This is a genomic window from Candidatus Saccharibacteria bacterium (assembly GCA_016700375.1).
GTDB lineage: Bacteria > Patescibacteriota > Saccharimonadia > Saccharimonadales > UBA4665 > JAGXIT01.
On sequence record CP065016.1, the window covers coordinates 386,369 to 409,186 of the forward strand.

The 22,818-nt window shown below is 49.5% G+C and carries 22 protein-coding genes and 1 tRNA gene; 19 read left to right on the forward strand and 4 right to left on the reverse strand.

Annotation, left to right across the window (positions count from 1 at the left end; all coding sequences use genetic code 11):
- Positions 1-297 precede the first annotated feature (297 nt).
- From IPP75_02045 to IPP75_02095, 11 genes are all read left to right on the forward strand, one after another.
- On the forward strand, positions 298-1,947 hold the full coding sequence (locus tag IPP75_02045) for a hypothetical protein (protein QQS69897.1): 1,650 nt from the start codon (positions 298-300) through the stop codon (positions 1,945-1,947).
- A 219-nt stretch (positions 1,948-2,166) separates the two neighbouring features.
- Positions 2,167-5,292, forward strand: a complete 3,126-nt coding sequence (locus tag IPP75_02050; GenBank protein QQS69898.1) for an N-6 DNA methylase — start codon at positions 2,167-2,169, stop codon at positions 5,290-5,292.
- A 76-nt stretch (positions 5,293-5,368) separates the two neighbouring features.
- Positions 5,369-6,226: a hypothetical protein gene (locus tag IPP75_02055; protein ID QQS69899.1), complete on the forward strand. Its 858-nt coding sequence runs from the start codon at positions 5,369-5,371 to the stop codon at positions 6,224-6,226.
- A 9-nt stretch (positions 6,227-6,235) separates the two neighbouring features.
- Positions 6,236-6,625 carry a hypothetical protein gene (locus IPP75_02060; protein ID QQS69900.1) on the forward strand — a complete coding sequence of 130 codons (390 nt, stop codon included), beginning with the start codon at positions 6,236-6,238 and terminating at the stop codon, positions 6,623-6,625.
- A 229-nt stretch (positions 6,626-6,854) separates the two neighbouring features.
- The gene (locus tag IPP75_02065; GenBank protein ID QQS69901.1) at positions 6,855-7,583 is read left to right on the forward strand and encodes a DUF4065 domain-containing protein; all 729 of its coding nucleotides are present in this window, start codon (positions 6,855-6,857) and stop codon (positions 7,581-7,583) included.
- On the forward strand, positions 7,561-7,965 hold the full coding sequence (locus IPP75_02070; protein QQS69902.1) for a hypothetical protein: 405 nt from the start codon (positions 7,561-7,563) through the stop codon (positions 7,963-7,965). Before IPP75_02065 ends, IPP75_02070 begins: the two co-directional genes overlap by 23 nt.
- Positions 7,966-7,991: 26 nt before the next feature.
- Positions 7,992-8,810 carry a Bro-N domain-containing protein gene (locus IPP75_02075; protein QQS70151.1) on the forward strand — a complete coding sequence of 273 codons (819 nt, stop codon included), beginning with the start codon at positions 7,992-7,994 and terminating at the stop codon, positions 8,808-8,810.
- Entirely contained in the window at positions 8,785-9,213 is a 429-nt protein-coding gene (locus tag IPP75_02080) for a GIY-YIG nuclease family protein (protein QQS69903.1), read from the forward strand. The genes IPP75_02075 and IPP75_02080 overlap by 26 nt, the downstream gene beginning before the upstream one ends.
- Positions 9,214-9,246: 33 nt before the next feature.
- Positions 9,247-9,885 (forward strand): GIY-YIG nuclease family protein, encoded by a 639-nt coding sequence (locus tag IPP75_02085; GenBank protein ID QQS69904.1) that lies wholly within the window; start codon positions 9,247-9,249, stop codon positions 9,883-9,885.
- Positions 9,886-10,139: 254 nt separating this feature from the next.
- On the forward strand, positions 10,140-10,403 hold the full coding sequence (locus IPP75_02090) for an RNA-binding protein (GenBank protein ID QQS69905.1): 264 nt from the start codon (positions 10,140-10,142) through the stop codon (positions 10,401-10,403).
- Positions 10,404-10,695: 292 nt separating this feature from the next.
- Positions 10,696-11,667, forward strand: coding sequence for a glycosyltransferase family 2 protein (locus IPP75_02095; GenBank protein QQS69906.1), 972 nt, complete (start codon positions 10,696-10,698; stop codon positions 11,665-11,667).
- Here the strand turns inward: IPP75_02095 and IPP75_02100 are convergent.
- The gene (locus tag IPP75_02100) at positions 11,664-13,169 is read right to left on the reverse strand and encodes a hypothetical protein (protein ID QQS69907.1); all 1,506 of its coding nucleotides are present in this window, start codon (positions 13,167-13,169) and stop codon (positions 11,664-11,666) included. The genes IPP75_02095 and IPP75_02100 overlap by 4 nt on opposite strands.
- Positions 13,170-13,214: 45 nt before the next feature.
- Between IPP75_02100 and IPP75_02105 the strand changes: the two genes are divergently transcribed.
- From IPP75_02105 to IPP75_02115, 3 genes are read left to right on the forward strand one after another with little or no spacing between them, the layout of a single operon-like run.
- Positions 13,215-14,120: a flippase-like domain-containing protein gene (locus IPP75_02105; protein ID QQS69908.1), complete on the forward strand. Its 906-nt coding sequence runs from the start codon at positions 13,215-13,217 to the stop codon at positions 14,118-14,120.
- Positions 14,121-14,132: 12 nt separating this feature from the next.
- Positions 14,133-15,305 (forward strand): MarP family serine protease, encoded by a 1,173-nt coding sequence (locus IPP75_02110; protein ID QQS69909.1) that lies wholly within the window; start codon positions 14,133-14,135, stop codon positions 15,303-15,305.
- Positions 15,306-15,322: 17 nt separating this feature from the next.
- The gene (locus IPP75_02115; protein QQS69910.1) at positions 15,323-16,045 is read left to right on the forward strand and encodes a vitamin K epoxide reductase family protein; all 723 of its coding nucleotides are present in this window, start codon (positions 15,323-15,325) and stop codon (positions 16,043-16,045) included.
- A gap of 684 nt (positions 16,046-16,729) precedes the next feature.
- Here the strand turns inward: IPP75_02115 and IPP75_02120 are convergent.
- Complete coding sequence (locus IPP75_02120; GenBank protein ID QQS69911.1) at positions 16,730-16,987, reverse strand: rhodanese-like domain-containing protein; 258 nt, start codon at positions 16,985-16,987, stop codon at positions 16,730-16,732.
- An 83-nt stretch (positions 16,988-17,070) separates the two neighbouring features.
- Here IPP75_02120 and IPP75_02125 point away from each other — a divergent pair, with 83 nt between their 5' ends.
- The 4 genes from IPP75_02125 to IPP75_02140 all read left to right on the forward strand — a co-directional run bounded on the left by IPP75_02125 (position 17,071) and on the right by IPP75_02140 (position 20,246).
- Positions 17,071-17,481, forward strand: coding sequence for a transcriptional repressor (locus IPP75_02125; GenBank protein ID QQS69912.1), 411 nt, complete (start codon positions 17,071-17,073; stop codon positions 17,479-17,481).
- Entirely contained in the window at positions 17,478-17,858 is a 381-nt protein-coding gene (locus IPP75_02130) for a rhodanese-like domain-containing protein (protein ID QQS69913.1), read from the forward strand. The genes IPP75_02125 and IPP75_02130 overlap by 4 nt, the downstream gene beginning before the upstream one ends.
- 114 nt (positions 17,859-17,972) lie before the next feature.
- Entirely contained in the window at positions 17,973-18,803 is an 831-nt protein-coding gene (locus tag IPP75_02135; protein QQS69914.1) for a DUF2202 domain-containing protein, read from the forward strand.
- Between the two features lie 120 nt (positions 18,804-18,923).
- The gene (locus IPP75_02140) at positions 18,924-20,246 is read left to right on the forward strand and encodes a divalent metal cation transporter (protein ID QQS70152.1); all 1,323 of its coding nucleotides are present in this window, start codon (positions 18,924-18,926) and stop codon (positions 20,244-20,246) included.
- Positions 20,247-20,312: 66 nt separating this feature from the next.
- Here IPP75_02140 and IPP75_02145 read toward each other — a convergent pair whose 3' ends face one another.
- Positions 20,313-21,518: an ABC transporter permease gene (locus IPP75_02145; GenBank protein QQS69915.1), complete on the reverse strand. Its 1,206-nt coding sequence runs from the start codon at positions 21,516-21,518 to the stop codon at positions 20,313-20,315.
- Positions 21,515-22,384 (reverse strand): ABC transporter ATP-binding protein, encoded by an 870-nt coding sequence (locus tag IPP75_02150; protein QQS70153.1) that lies wholly within the window; start codon positions 22,382-22,384, stop codon positions 21,515-21,517. The genes IPP75_02145 and IPP75_02150 overlap by 4 nt, the downstream gene beginning before the upstream one ends.
- Positions 22,385-22,541: 157 nt before the next feature.
- Between IPP75_02150 and IPP75_02155 the strand changes: the two genes are divergently transcribed.
- Positions 22,542-22,631 (forward strand) — tRNA-Ser (locus IPP75_02155).
- The last annotated feature ends 187 nt before the right edge of the window (positions 22,632-22,818 follow it).

Sequence of the window (22,818 nt, forward strand, 5' to 3'; positions counted from 1 at the left end):
CGACGATGTTAGTTTACGTTGGGGCGCATCGGCACAGTGTCATGCGCATCACCCCTACCATACACCAAAACCCTTATGTTTGTCTGAGAGCTAGATTACAGATTTCCCAATATATTGTGCTAGTCTTCGGCGCAGAACCCTTCCTCATAGCAAATACTAGAATGCCTGTTTACTTTAAGAGTTCTCTGCAGCAGAATCGCTAGTTCTCAGGCTCGAGGTCATACAAAATATCAAAAGAAGCATCACTCTCTCGAATGTACCCAGGAAATATAGGTTTAACAGTTGTATACTTTTCTCATGAGTCTTACCACAGAAACCATCCAAGCGTGCACAAATACAGCTTCATACGAACGCGGACTGAAATATTACAAGCAGGGCAGAGTAGTTGATTTCACGCAAACTGGCGCCGTCGCCGAAGCGACTGTTGTGGGCACTGACAAATATCACGTTTCTCTCGATACCGCAAACCTGGAAGAGGGCTGCAACTGCTACGTCGCTGGCGGAGATATATGGTGCAAGCACGTTGTTGCGCTGGCATTGACAATCGCGCATGGTACTGTACATGCGACAGAGCAACCCGCCGTCAAAAATTCCGGCAAGAAAAAGCAACTGAAAGCCGACACGCTCGAGCAAGAGCTAGGCGCACAAGCTGCCAACACACTGGCGGGCATTATCAAAACAGCCGCCGATACCCATCCCGACATATGGGATATCGTGGAACGCGTGCTGTATCCACCTACTATCAGCACTCCCCACGATATACTTGCGCTCGTCAAAAAAGCATTTGCCCCAGTAGAACGAGCCCGCAGCTGGGAGCGACAAGTCGATGCTGCCTTGCGCGCAACCGAAGATATGGAATATATCGCAAGCGAAGCACCAATATCTGAGGCTAGCGTTCAAGGACTCTTGCAGGCTGCCGTCTGGGCATATAGTAGACTTGACCATTTAGATGACTCTGACGGTGAGCTACAAGATGGTATCGCAGCGCTTACGAACCGCGCTATCACCATTGTCAATGCACAACATGCATGGACACCACTCCTGTACGAACCTCTTGCTCAGAAAACCGATTTACCGCTCATAGACACCATATTGGCCAGTGGTGACCAGCATGTCCAAGAAAACTGCGTGCAGCGTCTCGACAAACATCGCAACGCACGCGACCAAAACCTCGCAGCTATCGTCCGTGAAAGTGCAGAATACACACTGCTTCAACACTACGCAAACCACGGCGATACTCGGCTGCTCGATGTACTGAAAGACGCATCATTTCACAAAAACACTCGCCTGCACGCACTCGTTGTGTATCACGGCAAACGCGGTGAATGGCAAGAGGTAGTCGCGCTTTTGTGGCCAAAACGAGGTGATGAGTACTATCACCGGCCACTGCGCGAAGCTTTGCAGGCCGTTGGCGACACAGACAAACTCATCATCATGCAAACAGATGAAGTGCTTGCTCTTCAAAACCCAAACCGCGCACTGCCGAAGCTAGAGCACATGCTAAAAACTGCCGGAAGGAGCGCTGAACTACCGGCCATCATCGAAGAAATCCTTACCAAGGGTCGTCTGTCGTATGAGTCTAGGCTCGATCTGCTTCTCAAGCTGAAACGATTCAACGAAGCTGCCGTGTACTGCCTGCAAGTACTCGCCAAGCCTCCCGTGAGCTACATGTACAATGCACCCGTCGTCGCTGACATCATAGCAAATTTTGCCCAAAAACTATCTGCCGTCTCTGCTCAAGACGGTCTCACCGTATGGCGAGAGCTATTTACGCAGGAAAAAGGCCGCGTCACCACCTCGTCGAACTACACCCGCTTCACGCTTTACTGCGAAAAACTACACGCCGCCGGCGACGACGTTTGGCTTCGCCCCCAGCTCACACATCTCATTGCTACCTACCCAACGCGCAAAAAACTCGTAACCATATGCGAACAGTTTGTGCGCTAAAGCCCCTTGAACATACCCAAGAAGCCTATGTAGCCAGCCTGTGATACCGTTAATTTATCCCGATTTCATGCAAAATTAACGCTTAATTGACAAGCGGCCGTTAATTTTAAATTCCTTACTAGCCGCCAGCCGCCAAAAAGATGCTTGGATGATTTGGAACTCATAGGAGCATACAAACCAAGCTTTAAAACAGATTGAATCCATCGTATACTTCAACGTATGAACGAGGCAATCAAAAAATACCTGTCTGATATTCAAGAGCAGTTTTTATCTGGACAAGCGATTGAACACGCATATCGTCCCGCCCTCAAACAACTTATGTCATCCTTTGACGATGTTATAGCCGTAAATGACCCTCGGCACAGCGAGCATGGGGCACCAGATTTTGTGTTTATCCAAAAGTCCAACACAAAAATCTTCAAAGGCTACGCCGAAGCTAAAGATATAGGAATCAAGTTAGACAAAGTTGAAAAGTCAAACCAGATGGAACGTTATAGTGGATATGACAATCTATTCCTGACAGACTATTTGGAATTCCGCTTCTTCAAAAACGGCGAGAAATATCAGACTATCTCACTAGGGCACGTGAAAGATGGCAAATTGGCTCTCACGCCACAGCATAGCCAGCTGCTTCACGACGAGCTTGAGTCGTTTCTAGGAGGAGCACCTGAACAAATTCGCTCCGGCAAACGCCTCGCTGTCATCATGGGCGGGTACGCCCGGCGCATTCAGGGCAATGTTACCCGTTTTCTATCGACCGAGAACGAAAAAAATGAATCTCTCGAGAAAATCTATTCCAAAATGAAGGAACTACTCGTTCACGACCTCAACGTAGAGAAATTTGCAGACATGTACGCTCAGACGCTTGTTTACGGGCTTTTTGTAGGGCGCTACAATGACACTTCACTGGAAGACTTCACACGGCATGAGGCACAGCAAAACATACCGCGCAGCAATCCTTTTTTAAGGCAGTTTTTCGACCACATAGCAGGGATAGAGTTCGATGAGCGACTCGCCGTAGTCGTAGATGAACTTTGCGCCGTGTTTGCTGTCAGCGATGTACGGCGCATCATAGAAAAACATTTGCGACTCTTTGAAGTGGAAAATGACCGCGACCCACTCATTCACTTCTACGAAGACTTTTTGAAAGAATACGACCCCAGCCTGCGAAAAAAGATGGGCGCCTACTACACACCGACTCCCGTGGTGCGCTTCATAATTCGCGAAGTCGACCGGATACTCAAAGAGGATTTCGATATAGCCGATGGCATAGCCAGCGGTGAAATGGTTGAACGTGAAGTCGAAACACAGCCGTGGCGTATGCCCGGAGAGCGCAAAGACCGTACGACTAAACAAATAAAGAGTCACCGCGTGCAAATTCTTGACCCAGCCGTTGGCACCGCGACCTTTTTGAATGAGACCATAAAGTACATTTACGAACAAAAGCGGAGCACCCAAGCAGGACAGTGGCCTAGCTATGTGCGCGAACACCTTATTCCGAGACTTTTTGGCTTTGAACTGATGATGGCACCGTATACCATAGCCCACCTAAAGCTTGGCATGACTCTTGCGGAACAGGGCGTAACCGACCTAGGCGACGAACGTCTCAACATATACCTCACAAATACTCTCGAAGAGGGCGTGCCCACCCAGCATAGCTTCGATTTTGGCTTCTCGGAAGCCATCAGCGAAGAATCCCGCCTTGCCGCCGATGTCAAAACCACCCAACCCATCATGATAGTAGTGGGCAACCCTCCATACTCAGTGAGTAGCAATAACAAAAGTGAATGGATCCAAAATCTCATAAAAGACTACAAAAAGAATCTTAACGAGAAGAAAATAAACCTTGATGATGACTATATTAAATTCATCCGCTTCGCGGAACAGATGATTGAGAAAAATGGCTCGGGAATCGTTGCCATGATTACCAATAATAGCTACATCGATGGCATCACACATCGTAGAATGCGTAAACACTTGCTACAAACATTCGATAAAATCTATATCTTGGATTTACATGGAAGTACTATGAAGAAAGAAAAAGCACCCGATGGGAGCAAAGACGAAAACGTCTTCTCAATCATGCAGGGAGTTTCAATCGTTCTCATGGTCAAGATTGGAGCCAAACACGATTCAGCTATTGGTGAAGTCTACCATGCTGAACTTTTCGGCACTCGCAGAGACAAGTTCATAATGTTAAGTCGAGATGAAATCGCATTTGAAAAACTAACCACTCATGAACCAAGCTACTTCTTTGTAAAAAAAGACTTGACCCTAAGTAGCGAGTACGCTGGAGGTATCGGGCTCAATGAGTTGTTTATAGTCAGCAATTCTGGCATCAAGACTGATAGGGATAAATTATTTATCGATTTCGAACAAGATATTCTGAGCAAACGTGTCGAAAAATTATTCGGCGGTGATTTGAACGAGGGATTTAGAACAGACTATAGAGTAGAAGACTCCAGTAGCTACAAACTTACCAGCATTTTAGAAAAAAACCGCTTCTCAGCTGAGCATATTAAGCTAGAAGAATACAGGCCTTTTGATTACAGATATATATACTATGATCGCTCTGTAATTAGTCGCCCGGGTTATGCTGTAATGTCTCATCAGCAAGAAGACAATCCAATGCTAATCTCAACAAGGCAACTTAGTAGTTTTGATTATCAACATGCATTGGTGAGCACCGACCTTACCGATATATGTTCCATCTCGTCACAGACAAAGGAAACTGGCTATGCGTTTCCACTATATACCTACGCTAAAAATGGCGAAAAAATTGAGAATTACAACCCAATAAGACTTAGTGAACTACTTCGGTTATGCAGTAATAACGAAGTCTCGGAAGTGTCACATCAACCAGAAGACGTTTTTGACTATGTATATGCTACCTTACACTCGCCAAGTTATCGCAAAAAATATAAAGAATTTCTTAAATCCGATTTTCCCAGAATCCCGATTCCAATCCAGAAAGAATTTGAACGACTAACCCCACTTGGTAAACGGCTGCGTGAACTGCACTTAATGACATCTGGCGAATCGCATGAAGTTACAACCACTTATCCAGAAAGCTCAGAAGAGTGGCAAAATGAAGTAAATTTACCCTTATTTTCAAAAGATACTCGTGAGCCAAATGGCAATGGCAGAGTATACATTAATTCTCAGCAATATTTTGGCAATGTACCTGAAGCGGCATGGAATTTCTACATAGGTGGCTACCAGCCGGCGCAAAAGTGGCTCAAGGACCGCAAAGGCCGCAAACTCACTAGTAACGACATAACCCACTACCAACGCATTATCACTATCCTCACCAAAACCCAAGAAATCATGCAGGAAATCGGCTAATTTTACAACACTGTCGTATTGAAACACAATCCTACCTACTGTATGATAATCACATAAGATTACATAGGGAGTTATTATGGCAGTACAAATTACGATCGACGGGGAAGGGTTGAGCTATACTTCAAATATAAATATTATTCAAGCCGCGAAAATTATTGGATTCCTTAATACAGAAGAGCCGCTTGGTGCGGCCGACAGCTACCAAAATACTCCGCACCAAGGAGCAACGAATTTTATCGATCCACCCAAGAACAAAGTGGTCTCTTCGCCGCGGGAGGCGATTATACATGCCCGCGCAAGAACAAATGCCCAAAAAATTCTCGTCTTGGGAGCATATATAGTAGAAAGAGATGGTGCCGAAGAGTTTGCCTCGACTGAGCTGAAGAATCTTTTTATCAAAGCCGGTGAATCGGCCCCCCGCAATCTTTCAAGGGATCTGAAATATGCAATAAAATCTGGCTATATAACTGAGAGTATGTCTGGATCTGACATGTATATAGTAACGAACACGGGCTACAATGTCCTCGAAAACGGTTTTGAGGCCACCGAACACTCGTCAACCCCTAGTGCTAACGGAGGGCGTAAGAGTAGAAAAAGACGCAACCCAAAAATTGCACCGAAACCTGAATGGCTAGACTCGGTGGAAATTGACGACCATATGGAAGGCTACCCGACCTATCGGCAAATGAACACTAAGAGCGACAAGGCCCTGTGGATAGTGCAATGGGCTACAGCAAAAGGTCGCGAACGAGTTACGGCGGCAGACATAACAGCTGTCGCCGATGGGCTCGCAGATCATATTCAGCGTAATCAGATTACAGCTACCCTCTCGGGCCACGTCAGTAAAAGCAATGTATCAAAAACTGCGGATGGATACAAAATCTTATACTCTGGGAGCCGCTACCTAATAGGCTCTACAGGGACCAGAGAGTAGGCGACAAACATGGACCGTCTATCGACTAAAGATATCATTGCAAAGTACCGTGTTGCATATAAGCAGCTCAGACCTCTTGAGTCGGAAGCTATTGGCGACAAAGTTTACTTCAATATGTACGGATTTAAGCATTTACTATTTAAGGGCAAGCATCGTCGAGAGACGAAAGCCATCCTGAATCGACTCGTACTAATCCCGCTTATTGTACCCGTTATACGCAACTGTTCGGAAGAAGTTGAAATCCGCATACGCTGGGAAACGATAGATGGCAAGAAAATCCGCGTGACTTATTACGCCCTTGAAGCGCATGTCGGCAAAGATAGCGTACGCGTGCGAGTCGTCACCCGGAAAGTTGGCGATAAAGGTAAGCATTATTTTCAAAGTATAATGAAATATTAAAAACACCTTTGTGCTAAAGGTGTTTTTAATGTGTTCGCTTCCAGACTTAGGAGATTTAACCTTGGTCGGTTCTAGGGCAAGCCCCACGAACACAATCCTATAATAGCACGATATGTTAAGTGTTGCAAGTATTGTATAGTTATTGTGTGATAAAATATGTGTAAAAAAATTTGACATTCATCTGTTATTTCAGTAGCATGAAAATAGAAAATAGCAGAAAGGAATGGCGATGAGCAGGCTTGGAAGTAACATCAAGGCAGCGCGACTCGCGCGGGGGTTTACGCAGGCGCAGGTGGCAGAGGCGATTGGGCTGACTCGGCCGACGTATGCGCTGGTAGAAGTAAATAAACGCGATATTACGCTTGGGCAAGCCGAAACATTGGCTGCCATGCTGCGAGTGAGCGTTGACGAACTGCGCGGTGCAGCCGATGGAGTTGTAGCTCAGTTAAATCCTGAAGCAAGCATGGAAAAATACAAGCAGATGATTCTTAACGCTCTGGAAACCGGAGCGGATAGGGATGGTAAAATCACCAAAACAAAGCTTGCCAAGCTAGTATATCTCGCCGATTTCACCTGGTTTTACAACCACCTTGTACCGATGTCGGGCATGAGCTACCGCCGCCTGCCACAGGGTCCGGTGCCAGATGTATACTTTCGCGCTATAGACGAGCTGATAGAAGGCGGCGCGCTCAATATGGAAGAACGGGGCAGGGCTTTCATGCTCAGTATGGCCGATACAGGGAGCGCGCCAAGTAATCAACTCAAGCCAGAAGAAAAACAAATGCTTCAGCGAATCGGCAAGGCCTGGCAAGGTAAACAAACCCAGGAAATAGTAAACTTTACGCACGAACAATTACCGTGGCAAATCTGCCGGGAGGGCGAGGTAATTCCATACGGGCTCATCACACAGGAAGACCCAAAAAAGGTGTATGGAAATGCCCGAGTCGCTGAACTATAGCTGCAGCTGGCGGGAATATGCCGAGCGTCATTATGCAAAAGTATTTTCCAAAAAGTACAAAGCTGGCTGGCTACAAACACGAGACACTATTGATGAGGTGTGCAAGCGCATAGATAGTATGCTGGCTTATGCACGCGCAGACCTCATCGCCACACACAAGCAGTACAAAATAGTGAAGCTTGATTTTGCTATCGCTGGCACAAAGATTTCCGCAAAGGCTTCAGGAAACCGCTGTATACTCTTCGTGGACGAAGCTGTGCGTCACGTAGAAATATTGCTCGCATACTCTAAAAATGATATCGGCCCGCCAAATGAAACCGCAAAATGGCAGCTATTGATAAAAAAGCAGTATCCAGAAATAATGAAGCTAATCCCGTTATGAAAGAGATCGTCAAAATGAAGCATGATATGGATAAAATCGCGGTATTTCGTAGGAAAGGAATTCGACGGCAGTTGCATAATGGTGAGTGGTGGTTTGCTGTGGCGGATGTTGTGGCGGTTTTAACTAATTCGGCCGATGCGGGTGCGTATTGGCGCAAACTAAAACAGAGGCTGGTAAGTGAAGGGTCTGAGCAAACCGTGACAAATTGTCACGGTTTGAAAATGACAGCAGCCGACGGTAAACAGCGCCGAACCGACGCTATGAAAACAGATGACCTCTTCCGCCTCATCCAATCGATCCCGAGTAAAAAAGCAGAGCCATTCAAGCGGTGGTTGGCGCGTGTAGGGTATGAGCGTGCGCAAGAGATTGAGAATCCGGAACTTGCCCAGAAACGCATGAAGGCACTGTACAAAGCAAAGGGCTACGACGAAGCGTGGATCGAGCGGCGGGTCCGCGGCATAGCCATACGACAGGAACTCACCGATGAACGGGACAAACGTGGCGTGCAGAATGAGCGCGACTATGCCATCCTGACGGCAGAAATATCCAAAGCCACCTTTGGTATTACTCCTAGCCAGTACAAGAAACTGAAGGGACTGCAGCGAGAAAACCTGCGATATCACATGAATGACCTCGAACTAATTTTTAGCCAGCTCGGCGAAGCCGCAACCACCGAAATAGCCCGAGCTGACGATGCGCAAGGTATGAACGAAAACATGAGCACCGCCAACCGAGGCGGAGCGGTGGCCGGAAACGCCCGCAAGCAGCTAGAAACCGAAACCGGCCGACGTGTTATAAGCAAAAATAACTTTCTACAAAATGATAAACGCAAAAAACTACACTAAACCTGCAAGTACAAAGCGCTGGACGTTGTACGTTTTACTTCTAGAAGAGGGCAAGTACTACGTGGGCATAACGTCACAAACCCCAGAAAAGCGGTTTCAGGAACATCTGCATGCTCGAAAAAGCTACTGGACAGAAAAATACCCTCCGATAAAAATCATCCAGACCGTTGACCTAGGAGGGCTAGACCGGGAAGCAGCCCTAGCTTACGAAAATCGTGTCGTCCGGAAGTACATTACGGAGAAAGGAATTAACAATGTTCGAGGCGGCGATATAACCACGCCAAATGTATTAGTCGCACGTTTCAACCGCATTTTTCCCAAGGATGACTGGGAGGCAATAGTAGTGATTTCATTCCTCATCCTTATCATTCTATATCAAACAGTAGTACTGTATATTCGGTAGCGAACTTTCTCAGGCTACCGTATACTAGTCATTATGCAAAAAGGCTTCGTGTACATACTGACCAATCCGAGCTACAAAGATAACATCATCAAAATTGGGTTTACAACCAATCTCAAGGACCGGCTGGCGCAGCTTGACAAAACGGGGGTGCCAACACCTTTCGACCCGTACATGACGGTACAAACCGCAAAGTATAAAGAGCTAGAAAAAGTTATTCACCACGAACTCGATAAGCTCACTGATTTCAGAACTCGAGAAAACCGTGAATTCTTTGAAATTGACCCAGTAGACGCCGCGGACCTGCTCAAAAACTTGGCACGGCTGCTCGACGATGCCGAAATAGTCGAGTATGGCAATCTCAGCAGCGTAGAAGAAAAGAGCGAAGCAACTATAGCACAACAGGGTAACAGGACAACATTCAAAATGCTCGGGGTGCCCGTGGGAAGTAAATTGGTGGCAACCAACAAAAATATCCCGGACGTGACCGTATTAGATGAAATAAATCAGGTGCGGCTGCCGGACGGTAGTATAAAATCCATATCAAGGGCCGTGATAGACGCTGTAGGTGGGCACCGGAATGGGTTCCAGGTCTATAAATTCAACGGTAAAATCCTCTCAAATATTCGAAAATCGTTCGACCAGAACTATCTACCCAAGAGTACTCGCTCTTAATATCTGACTATAAAAGATTCTCTGGACCAAATCTGATTGTATTCTAAGCGGATTAATGTTATGCTTCGGGTTACTAGAAGGCTGCGAAAAAGGGTTTTGTAGGTTTACAGATCAGGTTCTAGAAAGATTTAACAAGTTATGTTCGATGCAAGGCGCAGCTAATCCTTTCTTTGTAAAGATTACCTTCAGCGACAGAATTAATCTCGGCATCCACTTACGTGCATGACGAGAAAAGAAAGGGTTATCCATACTTAATGGCAACCAAACTATTTGTCGGCTCACTTCCATGGGCAGTCGACGACCAACAACTAAAAGACCTCTTCAGCGAATTCGGTGAAGTGTCTTACAGCAAGGTCATCATAGACCGCGACACCAACCGCTCAAAGGGCTTTGGTTTCGTCGAATTCGAAGATGATGCTGCTGCTAAGGCCGCTATCGCCAAACTTGACGGTAGCGAAATGAATGGCCGCAATATCGTAGTCAACGAAGCTCGCCCACGCGAAGACAACCGTCGCTAATTGCGAATGTTGGTAATAAGCACTCCCTCAAGGGGGTGCTTATTTTTATTTAACTGGACTCACGCAAAATCGCACCGCATCCAGATTCCTCTAGCAGTGATTCAGAAGACAGTTTATCTGGAGGAAGAGTAGCCGTAGCTACTCTGACGAGAGAAAACTGTTTTATGAACGCTGGTAATGGTTCTGGTGTAGTGGGAGTTTCGTAAGTCCAGTTTAACTGGTTGTAGCACGGAAATATCAGTAGATATTCGGTCTGGCGGTGGTATGATATAGGGCAGATACAGGAGTACCCATGAAACTAGTTATTGTTTCCATATGTAAAAACGAAGCCGAAACCGTTGCGGAACTGATTAAGCGTATACCAAAAAAATACGATGGTATCAGCGAACTCGATATCTGCATCGTAGACGACGGCAGCACCGACGGCACAGCCGAAGCGGCCAAAAAAGCCGGCGCGACCAAAGTCTACAGCGACGGGGCAGGCAAGGGGCTAGCATTTCGGTTCCGGGAAGTCATAGATATTGCACTCGAACGCGGCGCCGACGTCTTAGTGAATATAGACGGCGACTTGCAGTTTCGACCCGAAGACATCCCTGAGTTCGTCGCACCCATCGTGAAAAACGAGGCCGACTTTGTCGCCGCCGACCGCTTTACCGACCCAAAGACTGGCGAACAGCGCCGCCCAGAAAACATGCCTGCCGGAAAATACTATGGCAACAAAGTAGGCGCTAGAGTAGTAAGCAACTTTTCTCGCCAAAAGTTCAACGATGTCACCTGCGGCTTCCGCGCCTACAGCTACCGCGCCCTCACGGCCCTTAACCTCAACAGCACACACACCTACACCCAAGAATCATTCCAGATTATTGCCGCCAAACGCATGCGCATTCGTACCATCCCCACACACGTCACCTACTACAAGGGCCGTAAGTCGCGGGTTGTAAAAAGCCTCGTCAGCTACATCGCCATCAGCAGCCTCAACATATTGCGCGCTTACCGCGATTTCGCCCCATTACGCTTTTTCTTCTCTGTTGGCTTCATCCCATTTGCAGTCGGGATGCTCGGCATCATTGTCGCGGGCTGGCATTGGGTACAAACTGGCACTATTTCGCCGTATAAAGCGTTTGGCATAGCCGGACTGTATCTAACGACCCTTGGCATTTTCTTTTGGTCGCTCGGACTCGTTGCCGACATGCTTGTCCGTTTGCAGGGAACCAGCGAAAAAACATACGAAGACGTCAAACACCTCCGCTACCCCCGTAACTAACGTATAACCAAAGGCCAGACGGCACTGCGCACTACCCGGGTTACCGGTTGAGCGCTTGGCCAATACCACGTGTCAGTCGAGCGAATGACATAGGCGGCAATACCACCGCCCCAGAGACTTCCCACGAGCAGCAAGCAAGTCAAAGCGATTGCCAGCTTTCGGATAACTCTTCGGCCGACTAGTGGCCGTATGCCAACGTATACAAGGTATCCCGCCAAGGGCAAGAACGGTAACACGTAACGACCATGTATAGAAAGCGGCACAGCAGTCGACAAAAAAGCTCCGTAGTTTTTTAGAAATAAAAACACCACGTAGGTACCTAGCAGTGCTATGCTCAGCTGCGCCGAGACGCCTGAACGGATAATCCACGGCAGTCGAAACACAATGACAGCAAGCGCGACTGCCGCAAGCACCCGACCAGTTGTATACGGCACACGAAGTGGGTCGGCCGTAGGATATCCTACTTCTTTTGGCCCAACCGAAAAATACGACTCGTATACCATTTTTTCGTACCACACCCCCACATACTCTCGCTTTTGTTCTGAAGATATAGAAGTATACCAACCCTGTTCGCGAATTTCCGCATCGCGGCCATACGGCGCAAAACCAAGGCACCGTTCGTGCCCAAGCACAGCAGGGCACTCCGGCACCAAGCTGCCGTATTGCACGTAATTCATACCATAGCGCTGCAAAAACAGCACACTAGCAAGCAGAAATACCCCCAGCGCAACCATGCCAGCGCCACTTTTTGCGGCCAAAACCCAGGCGCGCCACATGTTAGCCACATTGAGTTTTTTTGCCCTCCATAGCCACCCAACCAAGCCCATTAAGTACAGCCCAGCGCCTAGCACGGCCGGGAAAAACGCGTATTTTGTCTGCAGCGTCACGAGTACAGCTGTTCCCGTCCAAAGCAGAAGCGGTAAAGGAATCGTATGAGAGCTTTGCAGCCCGCGCGCAAGACGAAACATCAGCAGCATGGTTACCGCGCACATGGTGAAAAAGAGCGCGTCGTAGGTAAGCTGCCCGGCCAGAAACGGTGTCATCGGCATGAGCAGTATAAGTCCAAGAACGGTATGTGTCCCCGCCTTGCTAACGCGTAGCTCCAGCAATAACCGTCGAAACAGCATAAAGCCAACCGCGACCAATCCAACATCGAAAAGGCGTATGAGTATGATGTGCGCCGTCACTGAGTCTGTAACAAGAGCCATAAGGCGATACGGCCAGCTCATTAGGTAGTGGTACAGATAAGACCCATCAGCCGTAAAAGCACTCAGTTCTGCCGGGCCGGGCGGTTGCGTTACCTGCCATGGGAAAATAACTTTTGCGTACTCCTGAATGGCCGCAAGGTGGAAATGCTCGTCGAACGCCATAGAAAACCGCCCAACACATGCTATATACACCGCCTGAACCACGAACAACACAAGCATAGACCGCCAAAACCATGAGGAATCAAGAAGGTTCACAATATTCTTAGGGAAATGCCGCCTGCGGTTTTTCTTCATTGCTAGGTAGTATAACGCAGTGTCGCAGTGGTACCATACTAGTACATGCATACCAAACTAGTTCGCAGCGGGGCAGTCAGTGCAATTCTGGTCGTAACAATCGCCGCGTTTGCTTGGTACGTCAAAACCCACCCAGAACAACTGATGCAACTAAAGGCCACCAACCCTGCTTGGCTCGCACTGATTTTACTCGCGAACATCGGCGGCATGGCGGCACTTGTTGGACTGTACCAAGTGCTCGTCCGTATGGTGAGTGTGCGTCTGCCAGCCGCCGAAAACATGCTGCTCACCATCTATTCATCTATCGCAAACTTTTTTGGGCCATTGCAAAGCGGACCGGGAGTCCGCGCTGCCTACCTAAAAGCGAAACACGGGCTTCCCCTGAAGCGATATGTGCTGGTAACGCTCGTTGCCTACGCAGCGTTCGCGGTACTGAGTGCGTTTTGTCTGGCGGTCGGCACACGCCCTTGGTGGCAAACGGTACTTGCTGTGTTAGGTGCAGTCGGCGCAAGCACGTTAGTAATTCGGTGGCTCTCCAAAAGAAATAGTTCAGAAACAAAACATCTCATACTCAGTGCTCCGCTTGTGAGCGGCGTTATTGTCTTCACGGCACTCCAAATACTGTTTCTGACGCTCCGGTACTACTTGTCGCTGCGAGCAAGCGGGACAGATGTTTCGCTGGGTCAAGCGCTTTCTTACACCGGTGCCGCCAACTTTGCCCTGTTCGTGTCCATAACACCCGATGGTATCGGCATACGAGAAGCGTTTTTGCTGTTTTCGCAAAGCATCCACGGCGTTGCTACATCCGACGTAGTCGCCGCAAGCTTGGTCGACAGAGCTGCCTATGTTCTGTTTTTAGGGCTGCTCTTTGTCTTCGCCCTTAGTTTGCATGCGAAAGACAAGATTGCACGAGTAAAGCCTGCCAAAACGAGCAAAAAAGCGCTACACTAATTCGTAGCGGTTATGAATATACCCTTTGTTGATTTTCTTATTGTATTTCTTGGCATTGGCGCGCTGCTACGAGGCTACCAAATCGGCTTCTTGCGCCAATTTATTTCGACAGTGGCGTTCATAGTAGGGCTGTTTCCTGGCTCGTGGCTGTCTGCGTTCGCCATGGAGCACGTAAGCGGCCCTTCAAAACCACTCGCTGGATTAGCCATACTGCTTACGGTATGTTTTACACTTATGACTGTCGGCGAGCTGCTTGCTGTCCGCCTCAAGTTGGCCGTGCAAAGCCATGCCGTGCAGCGCATAGACAATGCCATTGGCGCTGCAATGTCAGTCGTTACGCTCTTGCTGGGGCTTTGGCTTGCAAGCGCTCTTTTTGCACTCGCACCACCCAGTAGTGTGCAGACCCAGTTAAAAAGTTCTCACATACTTGGAGTGCTAAACGGAGAACTGCCCCCCGCATCTTACGTACTCAAAAGCCTAAACACAATCATAGACCCCAACCAATTCCCAGAGGTTTTCGCTGGCAGGGAACCATCTCCTGACGCCCGTCATACCTTGCCAAACCCAGATGAATTTACAGCCATGCTCCGCAGCATTGAACCTTCTGTCCTGAAGGTTGAGGGACTCGGCTGCGGCGGAATTGTCGACGGCAGTGGTTTTGTGTTTGCGCGCGAACTTGTTGCCACCAATGCCCATGTTGTCGCAGGGGTTAGCAGCCCAAAGGTGCGAACAGGGAACGACGCCTTCAACACTACGGTCGTCGCATTTGACCCTGCCAATGACATTGCTGTCTTACGAGTACCGGGGTTAAATCGTCCAGCGCTCACCATTAACCGCATGAATCCCGCCACCGGCTCGGCAGCATTCGCACTAGGCTATCCTGGCGGTGGTGAATATCAGGTAAGCCCGGCCGTTGTGCTTGACCGGTTTGAAGCACTCGGAAAAGACATATACGGCAAGAGTCGCACTACCCGCGAAGTCTACAGCCTGCAAACTACCATTGTGCGCGGCAATTCGGGCGGACCTGTTGTCGCCAGCGACGGCAGCGTGCTTGGCGTTGTGTTCGCTACCTCCACCACGTACAATAACATCGGCTACGCACTCACTATGGAACAAGTCCAGGAGCTGCTACGAGGTGCGCAGGACAAGCAAGCCGCCGTTAATACCGGAAAATGCAGCGAATAAAGAATGAGGTATGAGACATGAGACGAGAGACAAAAGATGGCATCAAAGGAAAGAGGGCAAAGGGCAGAGGGCAAAGTCCATCCCAGGTGAAAACCGCCTCTGTTAATAGCGCGTCCCAGGTAAAAAGCCAGTCGCACCCACAGCACCTCAACTGGCTTGAACGTCATGTGCCGACACTGCTTATTGGCAGTGGTGCCCTTGGGCTTCTGGCTGCGTTTATACTGGCACTCGAAGAATTTCATCACCTGAAAAACCCTGGCGCTCCACTCAACTGCGACCTCAACCCGATAATCAGCTGCGGCCCCGCTATGGATGTGTGGCAAGGTCATGCACTCCTGGGCATACCAAACCAATTTCTCGGCATCATTACCTTCACCGTTATGCTCACCATGGGCGTTGCGCTGCTTGCCGGCGCCCGGTTCAAGCGCTGGTTTTGGCTTGGGCTACAAGCTGGAATGTTCGCGGGACTAGTTTTTGTACACTGGTTTATTTACCAAAGTATATGGGTGCTCCAGCATCTGTGCCCGTACTGCATGGTGACGTGGGTCGCGACCATTGTTGGGTTTTGGTACATATTTCTCTACGGGCTGCGCGCTGAACATTTTCGCTTGCGCGGTCGGTGGAACAAAGCCGTCTTGTTCGTCCAAAAACACCACGCCGACATACTGGCCTTTTGGTTCCTTGTTATCATTGCGCTCATCCTCAACCATTTCTGGTACTACTGGCAAACCCTGTTGTAGGAGTGATGGTAGGGGATTTTCGAGACTCAATGTACAAGGTTCAGAAATTTTCAAGGCTCAAGGTTTCAAACAATCCACAAACAACGATTGACGGGATTGGCGAGTTAGATGGTTGACACTAGACAGTGGACATTAAACGTTGGTGCGGCCGCAGGCCGCTAGGAATCATCCCGCCCACTGGCGGGATACAGCTAGAACGAGCATGTGTAGTCACCCGGCTGTCATGTTGTTTGGCTTTGCAACTACCGACAGGCGGCAAAACTTGTTAGAACGGAAGGAATGACTGCTGGTGGCAGTCTGAGTGGAGTGAGTTGTTTTGCCGGTTGCGAAACTGACAACCTGACACCGAGAGACGAAGCCTTGCTCTGGCTTTTTTGGCCAGCTTTTTTGCCACCAAAAAAGGTGGTCGGTTTGGCAGTCCGAGAACTGCCATGTCGGTGAGGGGGCATGGCGAAGCTGTAAAGGTTGGTGAATGCATAGACATCAGTGGAGGGGTATGGATGCTGAAACTAGTTCAGCATGACGGGGCTGAAAAAGCACATGGATTCCCGCTTACGCGGGAATGACAAGGCTTTTATTAGTGGCAAGGCATGAATTACCGTTGGAGTTTACCCTCGACTTGTACCCTGGGGCGGGGAGGGCAAACGTGAAGAGAATATCCTTTACTTCGTTCGGGGTGACGCACTACATGTGGTTGCGTTCGACGTGGTGTTTATTTATACCGTTGGTCACATTCGTAAACCCCATTTGCCGCAGGTAGGGTATGGTTGCATTACTGCGACTACCGCTTAAACAGTACACCACAAGCTCGGTATCTCGCGGCAAGTCAGCCAGTTCCGGCGGGTTACTAAGCAGGCGGGAGGGCGGTATATTTATGGCACCATCAACATGCCCCATTTTGTATTCAAACGGCTCACGCACATCTATTATTACTTTGCTCATACTTTCTCCTTTTTTTGGCTGCTACTTCGTAGTTTAATGTAAATCGTTTACATTAGCAAGTGCAAGGTGTATAGTAAAATGAGATGAACATAACAGAGGCGAAAACACAATCCCAGATGAGACAGAGCAAATACTGCACCGCAATACTCGCCGAATTAGCACGCCTTGGGCACGCTACAAATGCGGAACTACTGCGCGCCATGAGACACTACTACCCAAACGTCAGCGCAACAACAGTGCACCGCGCAACCACGCGGCTGGCCTCTCGGGGCGAAATCGGCTTTGCGCCGTCAGATACATCTGGTGCCATGCGCTACGATGCTCAGGTGACCGCCCACGATCATTTCCAGTGTACACAGTGCGGGAGACTCCAAGATATCGACATCGTAGAGCGTATACGACCCATGCTACTAGCGGCTGCGTCTGACTGTATGCCCACAGGACGTCTCACAATCAGCGGTTCATGTAAAAAATGTAAGGGAGGGAAGGTATGAAAAAAATTGGGTTATTCGCGGGCATTATCGGCGTAGTCATCGGGAGTTTTTTACTACTAAGCAAGCCGGCAAGCTCGCCGCAGGTAAATAAGGAGCCAGCTGCCAAACTTAGTTTTGCAACCGTCTCAAACGAAGTGGCAAAGAAAAGCGCGACCTTACTCGACGTTCGCTCGTCCGAAGAATATGCCAGCGGCCACTTTGCTAGTGCCGTAAACCTCGATGTCGAGGATATCCGCGTTGGCAAATTGCCAGATTCAGCCAAAACTCAGCCGCTCTACATATATTGCAGAAGCGGTAACCGCTCGGCTCAGGCAACCGAACTGCTAAAAGCAGCCGGCTACACAACCATCACCACCTCGGTGGGCTGGACGATGTAGAGGCCATGGGTGGCACGCTCATCACAGCGCCCTAGCGGCAAACGAACGAATATAGCAATGCACCTTTTTTAAATCGTACGGCCATACAATTTAAAAAGGCAGTAAGGAGAAACTATGAAGTTTATAGCGTTTATGGCAAGTCAGCAGGGCAGGCTACTGCGTGGTAGCCTGGGGCTTGCGCTAATTGTTACGGCCATTCTTACACTCGAAGGCGGTGGGCAGATTTTCAGCCTATTGCTTGGTAGTGTACTACTCGCAGTGGCTATCTTTGATGTGTGCCTTTTTGCGCCACTTTTTGGCAAACCACTTTCGGGCAGCAAAATAGGTAAGCGTCCAAGCCACTCGACCGCAAGCACACTCCTCAGTGTTGCGGCTCTATTGGTAATAACAGGTGCCGTTCTTGCTCGGCCTTCAGACACCACAACCCAGCTAACCACGGCGGCAAGCGGTTCTCAGAAAACCAACATCTTGGCCCCGCCAGACGAAACGACCCCAGAGGCTGTCACGGCGAATAAACAGTCTCAAGACGAGCTGCTCTTGTACCTCGTAGAGGAGGAGAAGCTTGCGCACGATGTCTACACGGTCATGTATGAACAGTACGGGGCAAACGTATTTGGGAACATCCTTAAAAGCGAACAAAACCATCAGGGGCAAGTCCTCACACTGTTGCAGGCACGAAGCATCGCCGACCCACGAAGCAGCGAACGTGGCGTATTTCGTAACCCAGAGCTACAAGCGTTATACGACCAGCTCGTCGCACAAGGCAAACAAAGTACAGTCGAAGCCTACAAAGTAGGCGTGGCCGTAGAGGAAAAAGACATCGCGGACATAACCACCCAGCTCGCTACGGCCACAGACAACGATATTGTCGCCACGCTAGAACGCTTGCGTACGGGCTCAGAAAACCATTTGCGCGCCTTCAACCGCCAGCTTTCCCGCTACTAGCTGCTAGTCTATTCTGATACAATACGGTCAAAGCGTTTACGCTTACTAGCTATGGCCAATAATCCCAAACGGTTTGACTCAGATAAACTCCTTGAAAAAGGAGTTGAGATGCCTGCCGTCATGCTGGATAAAACTCTGGAAGCCGGTACAAAGGTTGTCCAGGCAGTTCCGAACAGCAAAAGCCTCAAAAAAGCCCGTGACTACTGGCATGCCCTTGGGCCTGGCCTAACAACCGGAGCCAGCGACGACGACCCGTCGGGTATCGCCACCTACAGCCAAGCGGGTGCGCAGCATGGTTTTGGGTTTCTGTGGCTCAGTCTGTGGACGTTCCCGCTGATGAGTGTGGTGCAGGAAATGTGTGCCCGGATTGGCATGGTGACAGGACGAGGACTGGCTGGCAATATCCGCATTAATTTTTCTCGGCGCATGCTGCGGTTTGTAACACTGCTGCTTTTTGCGGCAAACGCTTTTAACATTGGCGCCGACCTCGGGGCGATGGCCAAAGCCGTCCAGCTCCTTCGGCCTAGTTTTTCGTTTGGCTGGCTGGTGGTTGGATTTGCCGTGCTCAGTTTGCTCTTACAGGTTCTCATGCCCTACGCCAAATACGCGCGCTATCTCAAATGGCTCGCGCTGGTTCTGCTGAGCTACATTGTCTCGGCCGTACTCGCAAAGATTGATTGGAGCGAGGCCGTCCGCGCCACTTTTGTCCCGGAGCTCACATTTAACAGAGATAGCCTTCTCCTCATTTGTGCCATTCTTGGTACAACCATATCGCCGTACCTGTTCTTCTGGCAGACTAGTCAGGAAGTAGAAGAGGAAATCCTAGAGGGCAAAACAACCCTGCGAGAACGCCGCAGTGCGACCGCGCCCGCACAAATCAAGCGCATGCGTATAGATGTGTGGAGTGGGATGTTTTTGAGTAACCTCGTTATGTTTTTCATTATTGCCGTTTGTGGCTGGGTGCTTTTCCCGCACGGCATTACCAATATCACCAGTGCCGCTCAGGCCGCCGAAGCCTTGCGACCGTTTGCGGGCGATGCCACCTACTACCTGTTCGCCATCGGCATTATCGGCACCGGCATGCTTGCCATACCAGTGCTTGCCGGCTCTTCGAGCTATGCAGTTTCTGAAAGTTTGAAGTGGAAGGGCAGTTTGCACAGCCAGCTAAAACAAGCCCATGCGTTTTACGGCGTTATCATAATATCGATGATGGTTGGGCTTGGCCTTAACTTCGTCGGCATAGACCCTATAAAAGCACTTATATACTCGGCAGCGGCGAACGGCATCGTGGCACCATTTGTGCTGTTTTTCATTGTAAAGCTTAGTAGTAACCGGAAGCTGATGGGTCACTGGACAAACCACCGCAGCACCACCTACATTGGCTGGCTCACAACCCTCCTTATGGCCGCCGCCGGCATTGCTGCCATTTGGTCACTTATATAACATGCAAGCATTATTACAGATGGTGGGTAGAGTTTGTTCGAGGCGAAATAGACCGATACCACTACGCTATTCGTGGCGCAGGGCTTCGATTGGGTCCATTCGGGCGGCTTTGAGGGCAGGTATAGCTCCAAAAAAGACACCAGTGCCGAGCGCTACAAGGGGTGCGGCTACCACTACTGGCCACACAAGTACCGGAGAGAGGCTGGTGTATGCCCGGAGCAAGCCCACTGCTCCTACTGACAGTACGACCCCCGCCAGCGCACCGACAAAACACAACGCAAACGCCTCGGTAATAAACTGGCGAAGTATTTGTTTGTTTGTCGCACCAATGGCTTTGCGCAAACCGATTTCGTGAATCCGTTCCGTTACGCTCACAAGCATCATATTCATTATGCCCACGCCGCCTACCACAAGCGCCACCACGGCCATACACATGGTCATAAGAGTGAGTAGATTCAGTGTCGGCTCGGCAACTCCCTGTTTTGAGCCAGGCGCAAGAACCATAACGTCTTGTGTGCCGCCGTGCGAATCAGAAATAGCCTTTTGTAGCTCGGGTGCAAGCGCTTTCACATCAGCACCAGGTTTCGCCTGGACAAATAGTTGATTCATGCGAGGCGCCGAACCAAGCAATGACTGAGCTGCAGCATAGGGTATAAAAACAGCGTCATTGTAGTTTGCCTCTAGCGAAAAAGGGGCAGCTGTAAACGAGCGAAATATCCCGCTCACTATAAACTCTTGGCCACGGTAGGTAAAGCGCTGCCCAAGCGGTGCGGCATCATCAAATAGTTGCGCGGCAACCGACTTTCCAAGAACGGCGACCTTTTCTCCGTCGGCCGCTGCAAAAAAGCCGCCAAACTCTAGCTTTTGATGCAAAATATCTCCAAGCTCTGGCGTCGTAGCTAGTATGAGTGGATTGCTGACTGTACGGTCGGCCTTTATGGCACCACGCATGCTGCTGAGCGGTATGACCTGCTGAACTTTTGGTGAGCGGCGCAGAGTATCGACATCGGCTGGCTCAAGTAGTGTTGCACCTGCGCCGGCTGTGGCACCAAATACACCTTGCACAGCGTCTGGTCGAACAATAAGTACATCCTTCCCGTACCGGGCAGATTGGTTAGCGATTTGCTCTTTCACGCCTTGGCCAACTCCTACCACAAGAACGACCGACATAACACCAATGACTATGCCAAGCATGGTCATAAAGCTTCGAGTGCGCGAGGCGCGCAGACTCTGTAGCGCCAAACCTAGATAGCCTTTTCGTATGCTAATCATGCTTCGGCCTTTCGTTTTGGTTTCCGCTTGGCGCGTCGTTTGGCTGGCTTACCCTGCGTTTTCTTTGGTGAAGACTCGGTTTCATTTGGCCGGATTTTCATAAGGGCAGAGACACCAGCGAGGTCATCTTCTTCTGTTGCAACGGGAACGGTGTACATAAACTTGCTCACATAGCGCCCAACCTCACCAAGCTTGGTTTGTTCGTCATGTTTAATCAGCCCATCTTGCATGTAAACCACTCGTGTCGCATAGCGCGTCAACTCTGGGTTATGGGTAACAAAAATGATTGTGTTGCCGCTTTTGTTTATTTCGCTCAAAAGCTCCATAACGAGTCGCGAACTTTCCGTGTCAAGGTTACCCGTTGGTTCATCGGCAATGATAATCTCTGGTTGGTTCACCAGCGCCCGTGCAATTGCTACGCACTGAGTTTGGCCACCAGAAAGCTGACGAGGGTAGTAGTAACACCGTTCTGTTAAACCAACACGCTCTAGCATGGCTCGAGCAGCCTGATTGCGCTTAGTGGTCGGAAACCCACGGTACAGGAGTGGCAGGGCTACATTCTCAATAGCCGTCAGCCGACCGAGCAAGTTAAACGACTGAAAAATAAAACCAATTTTATCACGGCGTATTCTCGCCCGACGGTTGGTCGAAAGCCGGCTGACACGCTTACCGCCAAACAGGTAGTCGCCGTGCGTGGGGTGGTCCAGAAGACCAATCATATTCATAAGCGTACTTTTACCGCTGCCACTTGGACCCATAACGGCCACGCATTCGCCTTTTTCTATCTTTAAACTAACCTCGTCGAGCGCCACACTCGTGGCATCGCCGAAGCCGTACAGCTTGCTGACGTCTTTTAGTTCTATCAGAGACATGCGTGCCCCTAGTGTACCGCCTAACACAACAGAGGCGCAACCACAGGCACGATATTTTATGTGGTATTTTTAACTATAGCGTACTTTTCACCCGGGATGATGATTTTCCCTCTGTAGGATTTACCTCGTTTGAGCTATACTTACCTTCGATGGAGGGGTCGCCTAGTGGTCTATGGCGCCGCCTTGGAAAGGCGGTTTGCGGGCAACTGCATCGAGGGTTCGAATCCCTCTCCCTCCGCCACATAAAAAGGCTCACCGAAAAGTAAGTCTTTTTCTATGGGCGAAAGTAGGGCGAGTGCCCTCGTTTAGGTATCGGCGAAGGAGGAAGGGAGCGACGAACATGCTTGCATGGTCATCGTGAATACCGCAGTAAGAGTGTGGCCGTTGGCCATGCGATATACCTCTCTCTCTGCCATCTGGATATTGCA

Bases quoted from the DNA above. Each gene is read 5' to 3' on its own strand.
- IPP75_02045 (QQS69897.1), top strand. From the start codon at position 298: ATGAGTCTTACCACAGAAACCATCCAAGCGTGCACAAATACAGCTTCA.
- IPP75_02050 (QQS69898.1), top strand. From the start codon at position 2,167: ATGAACGAGGCAATCAAAAAATACCTGTCTGATATTCAAGAGCAGTTT.
- IPP75_02055 (QQS69899.1), top strand. From the start codon at position 5,369: ATGGCAGTACAAATTACGATCGACGGGGAAGGGTTGAGCTATACTTCA.
- IPP75_02060 (QQS69900.1), top strand. From the start codon at position 6,236: ATGGACCGTCTATCGACTAAAGATATCATTGCAAAGTACCGTGTTGCA.
- IPP75_02065 (QQS69901.1), top strand. From the start codon at position 6,855: ATGAGCAGGCTTGGAAGTAACATCAAGGCAGCGCGACTCGCGCGGGGG.
- IPP75_02070 (QQS69902.1), top strand. From the start codon at position 7,561: ATGCCCGAGTCGCTGAACTATAGCTGCAGCTGGCGGGAATATGCCGAG.
- IPP75_02075 (QQS70151.1), top strand. From the start codon at position 7,992: ATGGATAAAATCGCGGTATTTCGTAGGAAAGGAATTCGACGGCAGTTG.
- IPP75_02080 (QQS69903.1), top strand. From the start codon at position 8,785: ATGATAAACGCAAAAAACTACACTAAACCTGCAAGTACAAAGCGCTGG.
- IPP75_02085 (QQS69904.1), top strand. From the start codon at position 9,247: ATGCAAAAAGGCTTCGTGTACATACTGACCAATCCGAGCTACAAAGAT.
- IPP75_02090 (QQS69905.1), top strand. From the start codon at position 10,140: ATGGCAACCAAACTATTTGTCGGCTCACTTCCATGGGCAGTCGACGAC.
- IPP75_02095 (QQS69906.1), top strand. From the start codon at position 10,696: ATGAAACTAGTTATTGTTTCCATATGTAAAAACGAAGCCGAAACCGTT.
- IPP75_02100 (QQS69907.1), bottom strand. From the start codon at position 13,169: ATGAAGAAAAACCGCAGGCGGCATTTCCCTAAGAATATTGTGAACCTT.
- IPP75_02105 (QQS69908.1), top strand. From the start codon at position 13,215: ATGCATACCAAACTAGTTCGCAGCGGGGCAGTCAGTGCAATTCTGGTC.
- IPP75_02110 (QQS69909.1), top strand. From the start codon at position 14,133: ATGAATATACCCTTTGTTGATTTTCTTATTGTATTTCTTGGCATTGGC.
- IPP75_02115 (QQS69910.1), top strand. From the start codon at position 15,323: ATGAGACGAGAGACAAAAGATGGCATCAAAGGAAAGAGGGCAAAGGGC.
- IPP75_02120 (QQS69911.1), bottom strand. From the start codon at position 16,987: ATGAGCAAAGTAATAATAGATGTGCGTGAGCCGTTTGAATACAAAATG.
- IPP75_02125 (QQS69912.1), top strand. From the start codon at position 17,071: ATGAACATAACAGAGGCGAAAACACAATCCCAGATGAGACAGAGCAAA.
- IPP75_02130 (QQS69913.1), top strand. From the start codon at position 17,478: ATGAAAAAAATTGGGTTATTCGCGGGCATTATCGGCGTAGTCATCGGG.
- IPP75_02135 (QQS69914.1), top strand. From the start codon at position 17,973: ATGAAGTTTATAGCGTTTATGGCAAGTCAGCAGGGCAGGCTACTGCGT.
- IPP75_02140 (QQS70152.1), top strand. From the start codon at position 18,924: ATGCTGGATAAAACTCTGGAAGCCGGTACAAAGGTTGTCCAGGCAGTT.
- IPP75_02145 (QQS69915.1), bottom strand. From the start codon at position 21,518: ATGATTAGCATACGAAAAGGCTATCTAGGTTTGGCGCTACAGAGTCTG.